General features: G+C 61.4%; 12 protein-coding genes. 6 read left to right on the top strand and 6 right to left on the bottom strand.

The window, feature by feature from the left end; genetic code table 11:
* The first annotated feature begins 70 nt into the window (after positions 1-70).
* Together HNO82_RS19340 and tssA are read left to right on the top strand one after the other, a co-directional pair.
* On the top strand, positions 71-805 hold the full coding sequence (locus tag HNO82_RS19340) for a hypothetical protein (RefSeq protein WP_241822139.1): 735 nt from the start codon (positions 71-73) through the stop codon (positions 803-805).
* Between the two features lie 349 nt (positions 806-1154).
* On the top strand, positions 1155-2282 hold the full coding sequence (tssA, locus tag HNO82_RS19335) for a type VI secretion system protein TssA (protein WP_175344794.1): 1128 nt from the start codon (positions 1155-1157) through the stop codon (positions 2280-2282).
* An 82-nt stretch (positions 2283-2364) separates the two neighbouring features.
* Here tssA and HNO82_RS19330 read toward each other — a convergent pair whose 3' ends face one another.
* The 6 genes from HNO82_RS19330 to HNO82_RS19305 form a co-directional block, all read right to left on the bottom strand.
* Positions 2365-3171: an OmpA family protein gene (locus HNO82_RS19330; protein ID WP_034351042.1), complete on the bottom strand. Its 807-nt coding sequence runs from the start codon at positions 3169-3171 to the stop codon at positions 2365-2367.
* 3 nt (positions 3172-3174) lie between these two features.
* On the bottom strand, positions 3175-4161 hold the full coding sequence (gene tagF, locus HNO82_RS19325) for a type VI secretion system-associated protein TagF (protein WP_008332256.1): 987 nt from the start codon (positions 4159-4161) through the stop codon (positions 3175-3177).
* Entirely contained in the window at positions 4158-7979 is a 3822-nt protein-coding gene (tssM, locus tag HNO82_RS19320) for a type VI secretion system membrane subunit TssM (protein ID WP_175344793.1), read from the bottom strand. The genes tagF and tssM overlap by 4 nt, the downstream gene beginning before the upstream one ends.
* A gap of 29 nt (positions 7980-8008) precedes the next feature.
* Positions 8009-9556, bottom strand: a complete 1548-nt coding sequence (locus HNO82_RS19315; protein ID WP_175344792.1) for a hypothetical protein — start codon at positions 9554-9556, stop codon at positions 8009-8011.
* 67 nt (positions 9557-9623) lie between these two features.
* Positions 9624-9881, bottom strand: coding sequence for a PAAR domain-containing protein (locus HNO82_RS19310; RefSeq protein ID WP_008332251.1), 258 nt, complete (start codon positions 9879-9881; stop codon positions 9624-9626).
* 68 nt (positions 9882-9949) lie between these two features.
* The gene (locus HNO82_RS19305; protein WP_175344791.1) at positions 9950-10789 is read right to left on the bottom strand and encodes a M15 family metallopeptidase; all 840 of its coding nucleotides are present in this window, start codon (positions 10787-10789) and stop codon (positions 9950-9952) included.
* A gap of 223 nt (positions 10790-11012) precedes the next feature.
* Here HNO82_RS19305 and HNO82_RS19300 point away from each other — a divergent pair, with 223 nt between their 5' ends.
* From HNO82_RS19300 to HNO82_RS19285, 4 genes are all read left to right on the top strand, one after another.
* The gene (locus tag HNO82_RS19300; protein WP_175344790.1) at positions 11013-11900 is read left to right on the top strand and encodes a hypothetical protein; all 888 of its coding nucleotides are present in this window, start codon (positions 11013-11015) and stop codon (positions 11898-11900) included.
* A 78-nt stretch (positions 11901-11978) separates the two neighbouring features.
* Entirely contained in the window at positions 11979-14924 is a 2946-nt protein-coding gene (locus HNO82_RS19295; protein ID WP_175344789.1) for a type VI secretion system Vgr family protein, read from the top strand.
* A complete protein-coding gene (locus HNO82_RS19290) occupies positions 14921-15871 on the top strand; it encodes a DUF4123 domain-containing protein (protein ID WP_175344788.1) in 951 nt (316 codons plus the stop codon). Before HNO82_RS19295 ends, HNO82_RS19290 begins: the two co-directional genes overlap by 4 nt.
* Positions 15868-16635, top strand: a complete 768-nt coding sequence (locus HNO82_RS19285) for a DUF3304 domain-containing protein (RefSeq protein WP_249777048.1) — start codon at positions 15868-15870, stop codon at positions 16633-16635. Before HNO82_RS19290 ends, HNO82_RS19285 begins: the two co-directional genes overlap by 4 nt.
* Positions 16636-16693 lie beyond the last annotated feature (58 nt).

The following is a 16693-nucleotide window of genomic DNA, read 5'->3' as shown; positions in this document are numbered from 1 at the left end:
TCCGTATGGGGCAGACTCTACATCATTACCGTACTAATCTTGGGGAGCAGGTCAACCCAAGTTCATACTTATGTTGATTTGCCAGCACCACACCAGCAGCGACGTCATTGATTTTGAACCGACTACCGGACTGTGGCGGTACGTTGATACTGCATGGAGAGGCAGTGACACGGATCTCATTGCTCACTTCGCACTACCCATAAGGGGTTCGTACATTGAAGTAGAAGGAAAGCGCTTCTACGCCTATTGGACAGCAGATCGTGTATTGATGTTTGTCACGCCGGACAACAAGAAATTTGCACTTTTCCGCCATCTGGCTGGAGCCCTGTTTGAGGATTTGCGAGACGGCCTGCAATTGGATCTGGTCCCGGCGCAAAAGAATGACGGCAGTCTTGTGCCCGGATACTCAACCATGTTTTTGCGAGACGAGGATGGAGGCTTGCTTCATACGATTACCTACAATTCAAATTATTATCTGCAACTCTATCTCGCCGACTTCACTCCGTTCACCGATAGAAATCTAGCCTCGTGGGATTTTTTTGTCAGCCTGAAGAACGGAATTGAAAAGATATCTGGCATGTGTATATCCGCAGAAAAAATAGCTGATGTTGATACCAGTCGGATTCGCATCAAGTCAGGAGTGACGTGTCCGCAAACTGGTTATTGGTTAATTGCGGATTTGGTCGACGATAAAGAATATGTTGAAGCAGGGGCGCCCATGCCACGCTCATTCGATAGGGAAGTGACTTGGGAGTGGTTATCTGAAGACATCATTCCACATGAGCTATTCCCAGAAGATCAATAGTCGATGGAATGATCGCTTTCCCCAACGAGATTACAGCGATCATGTCCTTGAAATTAGTACCGCAATCATATGAAGTCTGCCTCCCGTGGCGGCAGCATTCGCAAATTCTCAATTATTGCCGCTGCACAGATATCACACGGCACCACTCACACTGATCAGCTTGGAGCGTACGAGCCACATACGAGATCGAGAATCGGCTCATAATTTCCCGCTTATTCATCTGCCACCGCGAACACCCGCCCCTAACCCTTGTCCAACCCGCTCCAAGGCCCGCCAGTTCCAGCAAGCAAACGCAGGACCAGCGGGGATCATCATGACAAGAAAATAACTGATCGGGATCGCATCGACCATGAAACTGCCTACCCTGAAATCCTTGCTCGGCGTCAAGCCACCCACCTCCGCCGTGGACTCGCTGCTCAAGCCCATCAATGACAATCACCCCGGCGGCGAAGACCTCTCCTTCACCGCCGATCTGGACGCCATCGCCGAGGCCCGTCGCTTCGACGATCCGACCCTGGACCAGGGCGAATGGGTCACCGACATCAAGGAAGCCGACTGGATCTTCGTCGAGCAACGCTGCGCCCAGCTCATCGAAACCCGCAGCAAGGACCTGCGCCTGGCCGTCTGGTACAGCGAAGCCGCCTGCAAGACGCGCGGGCTGCGCGGGCTGGGTGATGGCTTCCTGTTGGTGGCCGGCCTGTTTGACCAGTTCTGGGATCACCTCTACCCCCTGTCTGAAGAGGGCGACCACGACCGCCGCGTCGGCAACCTCACCTGGCTGCTGTCGCGCTCGGTGCAGATGTCACGCGAGATCCCGCTGACCGAAGGACGTGGCAGCGCCTTCTCCCTGCTCGACTTCGACGGCGCACGCACGCGCGCCGCCAATGCCGAGCGCATCGCCAACGAGGGCGGGCAGCCGGAGGAGGGCGTCAAGCTGGCAGTGATGGAATCGGCCCGCAAACGCAGTTCACATGCCTTCTACGAAGCCATGCTCGCCGATACCCAATACTGCCTGCAATGCCTGGAACAATTCGAAAAGTCGGTGGACCAGCGTTTGGGCGTCGACGGCCCCGGCTTCTCTGCCGCACGCGAGGCGATCACGCTGGTGCATGACACCATCGCGCGTTTCGCTGCCGACACCGGCCTGCGTTCAGTGGCGCCCGCGGAAATCGCCGTCGCAGACGAGAACACCGCCGCCCTGGCCGCCCAATTTACCGAGCCCGGAAGCCCAGTTGCGGCGCAGGTCCAGCATCAAGGGCCCATTCGTACCCGTGCCGAAGCCATCGCCCAATTGCGTGCGGTGGCGGAATTCTTCCGACGCACCGAGCCGCACAGCCCGGTCGCCCACCTGGCGGACAAGGCAGCGCAGTGGGGCGAAATGCCCTTGCATGCCTGGCTCAAGACTGTCATCAAGGACAATGCCGCGCTGTCCCATGTCGAGGAACTGCTGGGATTGCAACCGCCTCCGCAGGATTGAGCCCGTAGCGGCCTCAGCTCAAATGAAAAAAGGAACCGCCAAAAATCGGTTCCTTTTTTCTTTTACGAGATTCGCCCAGCCCTTACTTGGCGATGCGGAATTCGATGCGGCGATTCTTGGCGCGTCCTTCCGCCGTGCTGTTGGAGGCGACCGGTCGGTCAGGGCCCTGACCAGAGGTAGTCAGCAGGCTCTCATCGACGCCCTTTGCACTCAGGTAGGCTTTGACCGCATCGGCCCGCGCCAGCGACAGCGAAATGTTGCTGGCGCGCAGACCTTCATTGTCGGTATTGCCGATGATCTCCACATGCCGTCCTTTGAGTCTCAACATGGTGGCAGCGATCTCATCGAGGATGCGCTTGCCTTCAGGCGTCAAGGTGGCCTGCCCGCTCTCGAACGACACCACGCGGTTGGCCAGTACATTGTCCAGCAAGCCCTGTTCCGAGGTGGAAACCCGCAAGCCATTGTTGACGGTATAGGAAGAATTCAGGCTGCTGGCCATGTCGCTGGCGATTTGTTGTCGCTGTGCTTCATTGGCCACTTCGCCGGAAATGCTGACGCTGGTGCCGTCGATCTTCAGCTGACCTCGGCTGACCGCCTTGAGGTTGGGCGAAATCAGTTTCTGCACGTGACTGTTCCAGTTGGCCGGTAATACCACCTGGCCCACCGCAATCTGGTCGACTACACGATCGGCGCCGTAGACTTCACGCAGACGCGCCAGGGCCGCGGCCTTGCTGGCTTCGTCCGGTACCGTTCCGGTGACCAGGACCTGGCCCGGCGCGGGAGTGGCAACAGGTGGCGCAACGTTCTGCGCCAGGCCGATTGAGCAGGCAAGCGAGGCGATGCTCAACAGCGCCAGCCGACGGGTTTGGGAAAGAAGGTTCGTCTTCAAGATTCAGGCTCCGATGAAAGCTTCGCGGAACGAGGCCAGGGCCGAGGTCAGCGAGAGGTCTGGATGGGCCAGGTAGCTGGACAGTTTCTGGATGCCGTAGTCACCGCTCACGTGTTCTTCCACCCAGTCGGCATCGTCGAAGGGAATGTTGTGCTCGGCACCGGCCTGGACATCCATCACCGAATGCAGGGTGCGCGGTGAAGCTCCGGAGAAGCCAAGGAACATGACCGGTTGTTCATCCATTCTGGTCAGCAACAGCACCAGCTCGAAATCGGCCCGCGTGAGGAAGGGCGTGATCAGGTGCATCCAGAAGCTGGCTACCAGGCTGCGATACATCGGGTCGCGCGGTAGTGGCAGGATCAGGTTCTTGTCGAGACGGCTGGAGGTGCTGGCCATGACAGGTTGCAGCAGCAGGCCCAGTGCCAGCAGCAGCTGACGCAGATTGCCGGCGAAGCCTGCCTCGGTCAGCATCTGTTGCAGCGAACCGGTCGTCTGCAGATCAAGGAAGTCAGCGAAGGCGGCGCGGTAGCCGGCGCTGTTGATGTCCAGTTCCAGCGTGGTCGAAGCCAGTGTCTGCAGTGGCTGGCCAGGATCGGGCGCGCTCAGTACCCCCTGTGTGAGCGACTCCAGGCGCGTCCACAGTCGCGAGAGGATCAGAGGACTGTTGCTGACGAAGGCCACCGGGTCTTCGATATCGAAGGCACTCATCGAGATGAACGGGAAGCGGCGCTGCGACTGGTCGCCGCTGGCACGCAGGTGGCCCGCCACGGCACGCCGGCTGCGCGGACCCATGACCACGAAATGCAGGGGCTTGACGCCGTCATAGATGATCTTCCAGCGCGCATCGCGCGAGAGCAGCTCCATGGTCTGCGCCAGCCAGTTGTCCAGCAGCGTGATCAGCGCGGCGTTGTCGGTGGCCTTGATGAAATCCCCGCGTGCCGGAATCTTGCCGAAATAGCCGATTCTGATGGGGGTGCCGGATGCACTCATTGCTTGGCCCCTGTAGTCATGGATTGAGTTTGCGATTGCACCGGCGACGCCGGTGCAGGCGCTGGCGGCGCGCCGCCAGCGATGGTTTCCGGCAGCTTCAGGCCACGCAGAGCCGCCGTGCCGCGTGCGGCACCATTGCTGTTGCCGGAGACTTCGGCGCTGCTGATGATCTTCAGGTTCACCACCACCGTCACCCCGTCATTGGTCCACGACAGCTCGAAGACCCCGTTGTCCTTGCGCTTGCGCTGGGCCGTGTTGATCAGGCGTTCCAGACCGAAGCGTCCGGGCTGGTTGGCCACTTCCACCGTACGGCCGTCATAGGTGACGGCAGTCACCCGGGCACCCGGCGCACCCTGCGGATTGGGCCAGACGAAGTTGCTCCACTGGGCTTGGGTATTGCGGTAGCGTAGCTGCTGACCATCGATCTCGATGGTGTATTCCAGCGCACCCGGCGCTGGCTGGGGCTGGATCTGGAACACCGTCTGCGCATCTGCAGCACCGCCACCGCCGCCTGCACCAGCACCACCCGGGGTGCTGATCCAGTCGGCGAAGCTGGTGGTGATGGTCGGCGACAGGGTGATGCCCATGTCGGCCCACTTGCGTGGCGACAGCGTGTCGCCCCGGCGTACCACCAGCGGACCCATGGCCGTGGTCACGAACTTGGAGATCGCGCCATTCTCGCCAAACACGGTACCAATCTCGCCACTATTGGCCTCGATCTTCGAGTTGGGCGAGAACGGATACTTGGCCGCCAGATTGTTCTGGAACGGCTCGTATACCTGGGCACGCCAGATCTTGTTGACCTCGCCTTCGGTCGGACGCACCAGCGCATTGAAGCCCTGTACCAGCGGCCGCACCAGCAGCGGCCGCAGTGTGGTCTTCTGCTGGTCGTTCAGGCCGGGCAGCATCTCCTCATCGACGAACTTGAGCGAATCCGACAGTTCCGAGCCGCTGCCTTCCAGCGTCTGCTGCATCAGCTGCTTGGCACCGGGGCCGGTGTCTCCCTGGTTCTTGATGGTGTTCAAGCGGGTACGCAGCTTGGAGAGATTTTCCATGTAGCCGCGCATGAGCGAATTGCCCTTGTCCTTGCTCACCACCAGGCGCGCCACGCCGGCGAATTCGCGGCCGACCGGACCCATCGGGATAGCGGTGCTGCCATCGGTATTGAGCTGGGTCGGCGCCGGTACCGGGGCCGGCGAGCGACGCAGGATGGTTTCCTTGAACCAGCCCATGAAGCCCTTGCTGGCGGTGGCCAGGCCGGCATCGACCAGCGAGGGGTTGTCCCACGAGGTTTCGTCGTAGACCGTATTGATCACCTTGTTCAGCGGTGAGGTCAGCGGGTCGCCCAGACGGTTCATGGCATTGGTGGCCTCGTCCAGGTTGTGCAGTTCGACGATGCTCACGCCCTGCAGGAATTTCTGCCACTCACGCGCGTATTCGGTCTTGTACTGCGATACCAGGGCCTTCTGGATCTGCTCGGGGCTACCCTCCAGTGTCAGGTCGTCCTTGGTGGAGGTCTTGAGCACCCAGTCGGCGCTTTGCAGTTCCTTGTTGGCGGCCTCCTTGAAGGCATCCTCCACGAACTTCTCCCAGGCATCGCGAGTGAAGGTGCCGGGGATGGCGTAGCTGCCCATCACCAGTTCCTTGTCCTTGTCGCCGACGATGCGGGCGACCGTCATGGACGCGAAGCGGGTCGCGGCACGTGCCTTCACGTCGGCATATACGCGCTCGCGCGCCGGCATGCCACGAACCACACGACGCAGGTTTTCACGGGTCTGGTCGACCAGGGTCAGCTTGTTTTCCACGGTCGGCCAGGAGGGATCATTGATCTGTTCCAGCGAGAAGCTGATGAGTCGCTCGGCACTGCGGATCATCTGTTCGCGCGGCATGGTGCCCCGGTTGGTCTCCAGCCAGCCGCGCCAGAAGCGGGTGATCTGGTCGCTCAGGTGACTCGATTCGGCACGTGACTTGTCGGCCAGCATCAGATAGGTCTTCAAGGCGTTGTAGGCATCTTCCACACTGGTGGCCGAGCTGTCCTTGTAGGTGCGCAGGGCGTTGCCGGCCTGCGCGCCATTGTCGGCCACCGGCGTGATGCCGCCGGCTTGGGGCGGCTTGGACATTGGTTCCAGCTTGCCGGAATTGGCGTTGACTTCCATCAGGTAGGTCTCGATGTTGGAGGCCACCGGTTTCAACATGATTTCCTTGATGCCGGCGAAGTATTCCTCGCGCAGCTTGCGTTCCAGCAGGTCGCCCTGATAGAGCCCGAGTCCGACCGAAATCGGGCGGCTGGAGCGATAGCGGTCCAGTTGTTCGATACGGTCCTGCAGGATCTCCAGTGCTTCGAAGCGCGATTGCAGGTCCAGGCGCTTTTCCTGCAGTTTGACGGCCTTGTCCATGTCGGCCTGGACGTTGGCCACCAACTGGCGGTTGCCCATGTAGGACCAGCTCCATCCACCCAGCAGCGCCCCCAGTACGGTCACCGCCGCGAAGAAGGTGATGTAGCGCATGCGGAGCTTGTGGCGGCTGGTGTACTGCGCCACCAGCTGCTTGTCCGCAAAGATCACCTGCTTGAACAGGTTGTGCAGGAAGAATCCGTGCTGGGAGGAGATATCGCGCTGCGGCTTGTGTTCCAGCGTCAGGCCGAAGCGGTCGGCGATGCGCTGCGAGGAGGCGCTCACGGTCGCGCCTTCCTGCAAGGCACTGGTGAAGTAGAAGCCTCGGAAGACCGGCTTGAACTGGAAGGGATTCTCCTCGAACAGGGTAGTCACGAAGGAGCGCAGCACGCCCTTGATGGAGGAAAACTCCAGCGGGAAGGTCAGTACGCCCGGCGCCAGGTTTTCGCCGCGCTTGACCGACATGTTGACCAGGCTCATTTCCTTGAGGCCGGCGTACAGTTCGTCGAAGCGCTCATCAAAGAAGCTGCTGACCTCCTGTCCGCTGCGCTTGCGGTCGTAGGCGAGGGTGGCGCCCCAGACGCGGTCGCGTTCACTGCGTTCGGTGTCGAGGAAGAATTCGTTGAAACCGGTGATCAGGTCAGCCTTGGTGAAGACCACATAGACGGGCGCAAAGACTTCCAGCTTTTCGGTCAGTTCCTGTACGCGCTGGCGCAGATTCTTGGCCAGGTTGATGGCGAATTCGGGACGATTGCCGGTCAGCTCGGCGATGCTCACCGCAATGATGATGCCGTTGATCGGCGCCTGCTTGCGATAGCGCTTGAGCAGGCCCAGAAAGCTGAACCATTCATTTCGGTCATCTTCGTATACCGAATAGCGCCCGGCGGTATCGAGCAGGATGCCATCGGTGGTGAAGAACCAGTCACAATTGCGTGTACCCCCCACCCCATGGACGATCTTGCCCCCCTTGTCGGCGAAGGGGAATTGCAGGCCCGAATTGGCGATGGCAGTACTCTTGCCCGCTGCCGGGTTGCCGATGACCATGTACCAGGGCAATTCGTACAGCGCGGCACCGCCCGACTTCTGGCCCAGCTTGGAGGTCTTGATGGTATTGATGGCTTCCAGCATGCGCTGGCGCAGGGCGTTCACGTCGTCGCGGCGCGCGCCGTCGCTGCTGGCGGGGGCGGCCTGGGTGGCTTGCTGCTCCAGCACGTTTTCCAGCTTGCCGGCGGCACGCCGGGCTTTCCAGCGCTTGTAGAGCCAGAACCCCAGCCAGACCAGCAACAGCAGGCCGAGCAGGGCAACGGCCCAGATCAGCGCCACTTCGAGCTGATCGGCGCCGATGAAGAGAAAGGCCGCCAAGGCGGCGAAGCCCAGGAGGATGAGGACACGCGTGTCGCTGAGGATATGCCAGAGTCGTTGCATGATGTGAGCGCTTTGGTGTGGAGTTCTTGTTATACGGTCGCTGAAGCAGGGGCGTGAGATGCCGTGGATGTCGAGGATGCTGCGGGATCGGAAACCGGTGCGGCTCCTGCCGCAATGACGGGAGCGAGGCTGAGGGCCACCACGGCGCGCCGGTGCGCGTCTTCGTTGCAGACGCACAGGGTCGGTTCGCCGCTCTCGGAGGTGGCAGTGTGTGCCAGTACCAGCGCCGACAGCGCCGTGGCCTGGCCGGCCGAGCCGCAGGTGGCGCCGAGCTTGACGCATTGGCTCCCCAGGTCCAGTTCGGGCAGGGCGGCGTAGCCCAGTTTCATGATTTCATCGGTACGGCTGGCGCGGTAGTCACCATCGCTTACCAGCAGGGCCAACTGATCGGGGGCAATCGCGGCATCGCGCAGCGCAGCCTGCGCCAGCTGGATCAGCAGTTCGCCCGATACGCGGCGAGCCTGGTCGACCGATTGCTCATGCCGGCCCACGCTGGCCCGGTGCAGCAGGACCGGATCGGCCGTCCCCATGGCCAGCGCCTGGGTGGCGTCGGCCAGGATCAGACCGGCGGCGGCTTCTGCCGGCGCTTTGCCGATGTTCTGCGACCCTTGCAGCAATTGCTTGTCCTGCTGCCAGGCCTTTACGATCTCCGGATCCAGGTTGCACTCGGCTGCAATGACCATGGCCAGGTAGGACGAGGCCAGATAAGGGGAGGGCTGCTGCGTGCGCGCATCGCGACTGGTGGCGACCAATCGGTCCAGGTGCTGCAGCGGGTGTGCGTTTTCGCCGGCCGCGGCGGGAAGCACGTTGAGCTTCTCGGCCGGCCAGCCGGCCAGGCATACCTGCTCACCCAGCCAGCGTGCAGCCTGCATGCGGTGTTCGCTTCCCCAGTGGGCGGGCAGCAGGACCAGCAGATGCAGATGCGGCAAACCGACTTCCTCCTGACGGTGACGCGCAGCCTCGCGATACTCCTCCAGCAGGGGATGCCACTGCAGCCGCTCTCCCAGCTCCCGCGCGATATCGGCGGCTAGCGTCAGGCTGCGCCAGTGGGCATCGCCCATCAGCATCAGATCCTGCCCGGGGAAATGTTGCTGATGCCAGGCCTGGAAGATTTCGCGTGTTTCTTCACTTTGGAGGTCGCCGATGCGCCCGGCGAGGATGGGCATGTCCTGATCGTTCACCAATTCGCCATCCAGGGGCAGGCGCAGAGATTGCGACTTGATCTGTTCCAGCAGGCTGCTGGCGTCGGCACCGAAGGGTGAGCGCAATGCAGTGGCCACGATGGCCAGCGTCCACCTGCGCTCGGGAGGATGTCCCGGTTCGCTGGGTGCAGCCGTCGGGGCAGGTGCGGCAGCCGCGGCGGCGGCCTTGGCGGCGGCTGCCGCGACCAGCGCGCTCCTGGCCTTGCTCACGCCCCACACCAGCAGCAAAAAGACGGCCGGCAACACCAGCAGATAGACGATGACATCGCCGCCATCGGGCATGTGGTTGGCGCCTGACCAGTAGGTGATGAACATCACCCAGGTCATCAAGAAAACTGCGACGGTCAACAGACCCCGCTTTATCCATGTGCTCATCAGCGTTCGCTTTCTGGATTCTTATTGTTGTAGTCGGCCCTGCCCCTGTCATGATGGTTGGGTTCGCTCAGAGCGTCGTGGTCGCCTGGCCGGCAATGAGTACCGCGCCGCAGGCGGTCTTGTCGCCATCGCGCGCCACCGGCGCGCCATCCACCACCATGGTGGGGTCGCCGCTGACGATGGTGGTGGTGCCGTGGTGCGGGCAACTGACCTTGTCGCCGATGCGCGCCACCGGCTTGTTGCCGACCAGAGTCTGACCGGAACCTTCGATGACGCTGCCACCGTGCGAAGTCTTGTCGCCGAGGACGATGATCGGCTTGCTCATGGTGTATCCCCTTGTATTTCTATGGTCTGTCTTTATGCGGGCGGCCGGGCAAGGGGCCGCCTCCAGCTTCATTTCTTCATCACGCCCGGCATGCGGTATTCCGTGTGACCGAAATCCATCAGCTTCCAGCGGCCGCCCCAGGTCAGTCCCACCGACTCGGCGACCTCGCCATAGAGACGATAGCCTTCCATGGCCCATGGATCCTTTTCGCTGATGACCAGCTTGCCGTTCCGGACAAAGGCGCAGTCGCCCGCAAGGCCGTACTGGTGGTAGCTCTGGAACGCGGCTGCATTGGTGACGTTGCCCCCCATCCCGGCCAGCATGTTCTGGCGCTCCGGACTGCGGTAACCCTCGATGAGCGCCATCTCGTAACCATGCTTTTCCTTCATGATCTTGAAGACCAGCAGCAGGCGTTGGGCGTATTCTGGATTGAGCAGTTGCCAGTTGCGGCTGGCGTTGACCAGCATCGGACGGACCTGGACCACTTCCGCAGTGGTAAACATGTCCGGCGGCAAGGGCGGCGGTGGTACGAGTTGCTCGCCTTTTAAAAGTTCCGCAATTTGAGAATTGGTTACGCGCTGGGTGTCGTCAAAACCCTGCAGCATCGACTTGCCGCTTAACAGAAATGCAACGATGGCTGGACCTATCAGCAATACTGCGATCGTTGACACAATTACGTAATTATTGCGCACGTAGTCGACACTCGCTGTCAGGGAACTCCGTACGCTGGATGTGGTCCCTGCAATCACTTCCTCGCTTCTTCTGTTCCAGCGTTCCCATCGTGAGCGCAGACCTGCAAGCCGGGCGTGCAGGAAGCGTAACGTCAGTCCTCTGCCGGACGGAAACAGCAGCAGCCACATCGCGAAGCCGGTGACCAGCAGATAGGTGGCAATGAGAAGGAACAGCACGACGAATCCCCTTTTTATTCTGGTCGACGCTGGGTGGCACTGAAGGTGCGGACGCCGACACGTTTCTGGAATTGAGCCGGCTCATTGGCAAGTGATTGAGTCGGACTGGCAGTCAACAGAAAATTAATAAAAATCAAACAACTTGTTTCAAGTTGGATAACTCAGGAGTACGGCCTTGCAGCCTCCGAACCAAGAAAAACCTGGATCCAGAAGACCAAGCTTGATGCCTGCATCGGACACTTCGTCTGCGGATGAAGTTCGCATCCTCAATTCGATTTCGGACGGAAAGAAAAAAGCCCGCAGCAATCGCAGTGGCAATGGCGCAGGTACACACAAGCCGCGTCGTGTGCTGTTCATCGTGCTGCTGCTGTTGCTGGTCGCCGGCGGCATCACGCTGGCAGCCTTGCGTCTGCACGGTCATGATGGTGGAAGCACTTCCGTGCAAGCCTCTGCAACCCGATCCAGGCCGCCACCGGCAGCCGCTGCACCTGCATCGACCACCGACACCGGGCCAGCTTCAGGCGTCGCTTCGGCCGCGACCGATACAGCGGTCATCAACGATACCAGTGCCCCGGCACCAGACCCGGCGGCGGACTCCAACCCCGCCCGTGGCCCGGACCAGTTGACTTCGGCGCTGGAGGAAGGCGTCAAGCCGCCGCCGGCGACGCTGAAGAACGCCCTCGAAGCCAAGCCGGAAAAAACCGTGAAGCCCCCCAGGTCGACAGCCCAGCATGAGGAAAAAAAGAGGAAGGCAGCCAAGGCCGAGAATCGCAACGACAGCGATGTCGATCTGATCAAGGCCCTGGTCGCCCGCTCCGGCGAGGTCGAGAAGAAACGCAGCCCCGAGGGCGCCGGCAATGCAAACGGTGGCGATGGTGCGAGCGGGCAAGGCACCCCGGCGAAGTCTTCCCAGGCGCATCCGGGGCCCTCCCGGCAGAAGGATGCCCGCAATGTCGATGTGGTGGAGCGCAAGAACGGCGAGAGTACCGCCTCACTGCTGCAACGCTGTCATGCGCTGGGTTTCGTTGAAGGTGAATTCTGCCGTTGGCGCATCTGCTCGGGACGCTGGGACAGCGATCCCGCCTGCAAGGTGGCCAATACGAACAATTGATGCAGATTGCCCGACCCGGGCAGTCTGCAGAGAATTCTGAGCTCAATCTTGTTTCTTATTCTGCACAATCGGTGACCGATGTCTGAGCTGCTCAACCAGCTGGTGCAATTCACCAGCGCGACCCGTCTCTATCGGCTCTCCCTGGGAGAGCGTGTCGCTACCGGCGATCTGCTGGTGGAAGCCTTCGCCGCCTCCGAAGGTCTGCATGCCGTCGGCGTGCGCGAGGTGATCGCCCTCAGCCTGGACGCCGGCTTGTCGCTCAACACGCTGATCGGCCAACGGGCCAGCTTGCAGGTGAGCCTTGCCGACGGTTCCAGTGCCAGCTTCTCGGGGCTGGTCAACGAAGCCGCCAAGCTCGGCAGCGAGGGAGGGCTGGCCCGTTATCGGCTGCGCCTGGTCCACTGGATCTGGTTGCTGAGCCAATCACGCAACAGCCGCGTGTGGCAGGACAAAAGCGTCGTCGAGATCGTCGAGGACGTGTTCGGCGGCTATGCCCCGCATGCGGCCTGGCAGTGGTCGGACGAAGTGATGTCCTTTCTGCAGGACCTGCCGCCGCGTAGCTATACGGTGCAATACCGTGAGTGCGATCTCGATTTCGTCAGCCGCCTGTTGGCGGCCGAGGGCTTGTCCTGGCGTGTCGAGGAATTCGCCGAGGCCAGTGCCGGGCACCGGCTGGTATTGTTTGCCGATTCTTCCCGGGCCACCGTCTTCCCCGAGGATGCCAGCAGTGCTGCCGAGCTGGGCGGGCAGGGCATCCGCTTCCATGCCGGTACTGCCCGCGAGGAACAGGACAGCATCCAGGCCCTGGCTGCGCGCCGGACCTTGCAGCCGGCATCCTTCACCTTGCTTTCCTATGACTACAAGAGCAAGCAGGCGGTCGCCACCAGCATGCCGACCTGCCATGAGTTCGGCCACCAGGATGCGCCGCGCCTGGAAAGCTACGATAGCCCCGGACTCTACGCCTATCGCAGTGCTGCCGAGGCCGACCGCTACGCGCGGCTGCACCTGGAAGCCAGCGAGGCGCGCAACAAGCTGTGGCAGGCGCGCAGCACCGTGCGTACCCTGCGTCCGGGCACTCGCTTCACGCTGGCCCAAGGCCCGCTGGGCCTTTCCGCAGCAACCGGAAAGTCCCCCGAATACGCGGTATTGTCGGTCGCGAGTGTGGGTATAAATAATTTACCCAAAGATGCGCAGGAAGGCTTGGCCGAACTGTTCGGTCCACTGCCCCCACTGCTGGAAGAATGCCTGGTCGCATGCCAGTCGCAGCACCAGATTGCGCAAGGCAGCCAGCATCCTGATGCTGCCGCCATGAGCGAGCGCGCCGGTTTCGACGCAGTCATCTCCCAGGCGCGCAAGCTCGGTTACGCCAACGCTTTCGAGGCGATACGCGCGGACGTCGTATGGCGTCCGGTGCTGGCAGATGGCACTGGCCTGTATCGCCACGCGGGGGCCACCGCCCGGGGTAGCCAGAGTGCCATCGTAGTGGGTCCCGATGGACAGAGTACGGCCAACGGCGGCGATGAGATTCATTGCGACCGCCTGGGCCGGGTCCGCATCCGTTTCCACTGGCAGGGCCGCAACAACGATGCCGCTGCAACCTGCTGGGTGCGCGTGGCGCAGCGCTCGGCCGGTGGCGGCAATGGCATGCAGTTCCTGCCGCGTATCGGACAGGAGGTGCTGGTGCAGTTTCTGGAAGACGACATCGATCGCCCGGTCATCCTGGGCGCGCTCTACAACGGCCAGGGTGAAGGTTCCGCCTCACCCACGCCGGGAGGCGAAGCAGCGCAGGGTGGCGAGCAGGAGCGCAACAAGGTCTTCATGAGTGCCAGCGATCTTTCTCCCAGTGGCCAGGGCAATCTGGCCGGCGGCAATGCGCCGACATGGCACGGCGGCAGTCAGGATGGCGACGGGCATCGCAACGCTGCTGCGCAGTGGGGCATTCGTTCCAAGGAATTTGGCGGGGCCGGCTACAACCAGTTGCTGTTCGACGATACCGATGCCCAGGGCCGCATCCAGCTCAAGACTTCGCAGGCGGCGTCCGAACTCAACCTCGGTCATCTTGTCCACACGGCGGACAACTATCGCGGCAGTTTCCGCGGTACCGGTGCGGAACTGCGCACCGATGCCTATGGAGCGATCCGCGCGGGCAGCGGCATTCTGTTCTCCAGCTACCAGATCCAACATGGCGCCTCCAGCCGCGACCCGGCCGGTGACAATGCCGGCGGCATGGCCTTGTTGAAGCAGGCCACGCTGCTGGGCAAGACGTTCAATGAAGCGGCGGTGACCCACAAGACCGTCGCGCTGGCCGGCCATGTCGGCCCGGCGCAGGCCAATGCCAGCGTCATCAACGACAGTGCCGCGCCCCTGGAAGCCATTCGCACGGCAGCAGCCGGCATGGTCGATGGCGTGCCCGACAAGAGCGGCGAGGACGTGGCGGCCGCCAACACGCAGACGGGCGAGGGCAAGCTGCCGCAGAGCACCTCCGCCCTGATCGGTATCGCTGCCAGGGAAGGCCTGGGCGTGGTCGCGGGCCAGCATCTGCAACTGGCCAATGGCGAGACGGTGAGCCTGATGTCCGGTCACGACAGCCAGCATGTGAGCGGCAACCAGCTGCGCATGCGCAGCGGGCAGGCCCTGGGCGTGCTGGCCGGCGCCGTTGCTGCGGGCGAGGGTGGAGCGGGTTTGCAGATGATCGCCGCGCAACAGAATATCGATGTGCAGGCGCAAGCCGATACGCTGGCGGTACAGGCGCGCGATCAGGTGAGCGTGGTGAGTGCCAAGACCAGTGTGGATTGGGCGGCGGCCAAGAAGATCACGCTGTCCACTGCGGGTGGGGCCAACATCACCATCGAGGGCGGCAATATTACGGTGCAGTGTCCGGGGAAGCTCACCATTCATGCTGCGCAGAAGCTGTTCCAGGGGCCGGTGCGGCAGGAGGTTCCGATGCCTGTCTTGCCCAACAGCGTTTGCAAGGACTGCATTCTGGCCGCGATGAAGCAGGGTGCGCCGGGAGTACTGGTATGACCGATAACCCTTGTCAGCCTCTGCTGGACTGGTGCAGAGCGCCTGCGCAAGCTCGGCTTCATCGCTTTGCTCTGCTCGACAGTGCACCGGTGGAAGGCGCGTTCCGACAGCGGCCCTTGCAGGGCCAGCGTTTTGCCTCATTGTTTGAAGGACGACAGGAAGCCGTCCTGCCCGAGATCGCCCCCTTGCTGATCGGTCTGGATAGCGCCCAGGGCAGCAGCTTGCAGCGTCTGTGTGAATGGCTATGGTCGATGGGTCTTGAGCATCCGTGCCTGTCCTGGATGGCATCACCGTTGCCGCTTGATGCGCTGGCAGCCCATCTGCGGCTGTTCCACACGGTGGATCTGAGTGAGGGACAAACCATGCTGTTGCGTTGGTACGATACCCGCATTCTTCCGCAATGGCTGGGTTGCCTGACGCCACAGCAACATGCGCAGTTCTGCGCACCGCTGGTCAGCCTGTCCTGCCTGGACCGAACGGCGCGTGTGCAGACGTTTTTCCAGGACCGCCAGGCAGAGCGTATTGCGCCCCTGTCCGAACCTGCGTTGGGCAGATCATTGGTGCAACTCGATGACCGGCAGTTGGCGCAGCTGATGCAGTCCTCCCAAGTCGATATCCTGATCAATCGTCTGCTGTCGCTGATTGCCCCGGAGCTCGCTCGTGTGGCGCGCGGACGCTTGGCTGCGTTCTTGCAGGCACATGTCGACCAGCTCTGCGCTGCGGGGATAGACGATGCCGAGCGTCAGCTTCAGTGTCTCTTGCCTGCCTTGTACACCTCGGGTGCCGCCTGGCTGCACCCTGCCTTCGCCTCCTTGCTGCAAACTCCGCCTGCCGGGTTCGAGGCCTTCGCTGCGGCGATTCAGGCGCTTCCCGATGAGATCTATGCGGTTGATCTTCCCTTGTGGGATAAGGAAGAGCTTGTCGGCAGAGAGGATGCGGCTGCATGAGCGTAGTAATAATGAAAATTGCTGTTGGAGCGCTGCTGGTAGTGCTGGCGGGATGTGATCGATTCTCTTCCGAACCGACCTATAGTGGCTTGAGTCTTGAGGCGTTCAACTACACGCCCTATAACCTGGACCGCTTTGTGATCAAGGATAGATATGGAAATAGGGGTTCTGGTGGAGGCGATCTGCCCCCGAGTTCCGGGGAAGGGCGGTTGTCATGCTGCTACGTGCTTAAAGGGACTGAGTTCGAAGTGGAATGGGAAGCCTATGATGCCGACATCGCTTCACACAATCTCTATGCGCCGATCGAAAAAATTAAGACGACTACCAACGTAAGTATTCCGCCGACGAAGATAGTAGGTGGCTCTGGCACCAAGATTCTGGGTTTGCATTTTTATCCCGATGGTCATATTGAGCCAGAGTTTCGGTCCGATCTCGGAGGGTCGCGTTTTAATTATGGCGTTATCAACTATCAAATCGTGACCAAATACGGTCAGCGGATTAATCTTGGCGAACAGCTTAACCCGGCTGAAGTATTTAGGCGGACTGCAAGAATGGCGGGGCAGGGCTGGATCAAGTATCGCCTGATTGATGATGCAGACCTGGAGCAGTATGTGTATTTCACTCTCCTGGTAAACAAGAACTTTGACGAAAATCCGCAGGTGAAGAAAATCCTGCAAGAGACACAGGGAAAGCCAGGCGCTTTCGCGACGGAGATGAAACAATTGCCCGCTTCGGCCATTGTCGAGATACGCCAGATCCCCTAGCGGGAAATTGGAGGCCGGATTGATCATGAAGGTTTTCGCTGAAACCGCGTGAACACGA

Origin of the sequence: Herbaspirillum sp. C9C3 (assembly GCF_013359625.1) — a bacterium.
In the GTDB taxonomy this organism is placed as follows: domain Bacteria; phylum Pseudomonadota; class Gammaproteobacteria; order Burkholderiales; family Burkholderiaceae_D; genus Herbaspirillum.
This window is presented reverse-complemented; position numbering and strand designations above follow the sequence as displayed.

Bases quoted from the DNA above. Each gene is read 5' to 3' on its own strand.
- HNO82_RS19285 (WP_249777048.1), top strand. From the start codon at position 15,868: ATGAGCGTAGTAATAATGAAAATTGCTGTTGGAGCGCTGCTGGTAGTG.
- HNO82_RS19295 (WP_175344789.1), top strand. From the start codon at position 11,979: ATGTCTGAGCTGCTCAACCAGCTGGTGCAATTCACCAGCGCGACCCGT.
- tagF (WP_008332256.1), bottom strand. From the start codon at position 4,161: ATGAGTGCATCCGGCACCCCCATCAGAATCGGCTATTTCGGCAAGATT.
- HNO82_RS19290 (WP_175344788.1), top strand. From the start codon at position 14,921: ATGACCGATAACCCTTGTCAGCCTCTGCTGGACTGGTGCAGAGCGCCT.
- HNO82_RS19315 (WP_175344792.1), bottom strand. From the start codon at position 9,556: ATGAGCACATGGATAAAGCGGGGTCTGTTGACCGTCGCAGTTTTCTTG.
- HNO82_RS19310 (WP_008332251.1), bottom strand. From the start codon at position 9,881: ATGAGCAAGCCGATCATCGTCCTCGGCGACAAGACTTCGCACGGTGGC.
- HNO82_RS19340 (WP_241822139.1), top strand. From the start codon at position 71: ATGTTGATTTGCCAGCACCACACCAGCAGCGACGTCATTGATTTTGAA.
- tssM (WP_175344793.1), bottom strand. From the start codon at position 7,979: ATGCAACGACTCTGGCATATCCTCAGCGACACGCGTGTCCTCATCCTC.
- tssA (WP_175344794.1), top strand. From the start codon at position 1,155: ATGAAACTGCCTACCCTGAAATCCTTGCTCGGCGTCAAGCCACCCACC.
- HNO82_RS19300 (WP_175344790.1), top strand. From the start codon at position 11,013: ATGCCTGCATCGGACACTTCGTCTGCGGATGAAGTTCGCATCCTCAAT.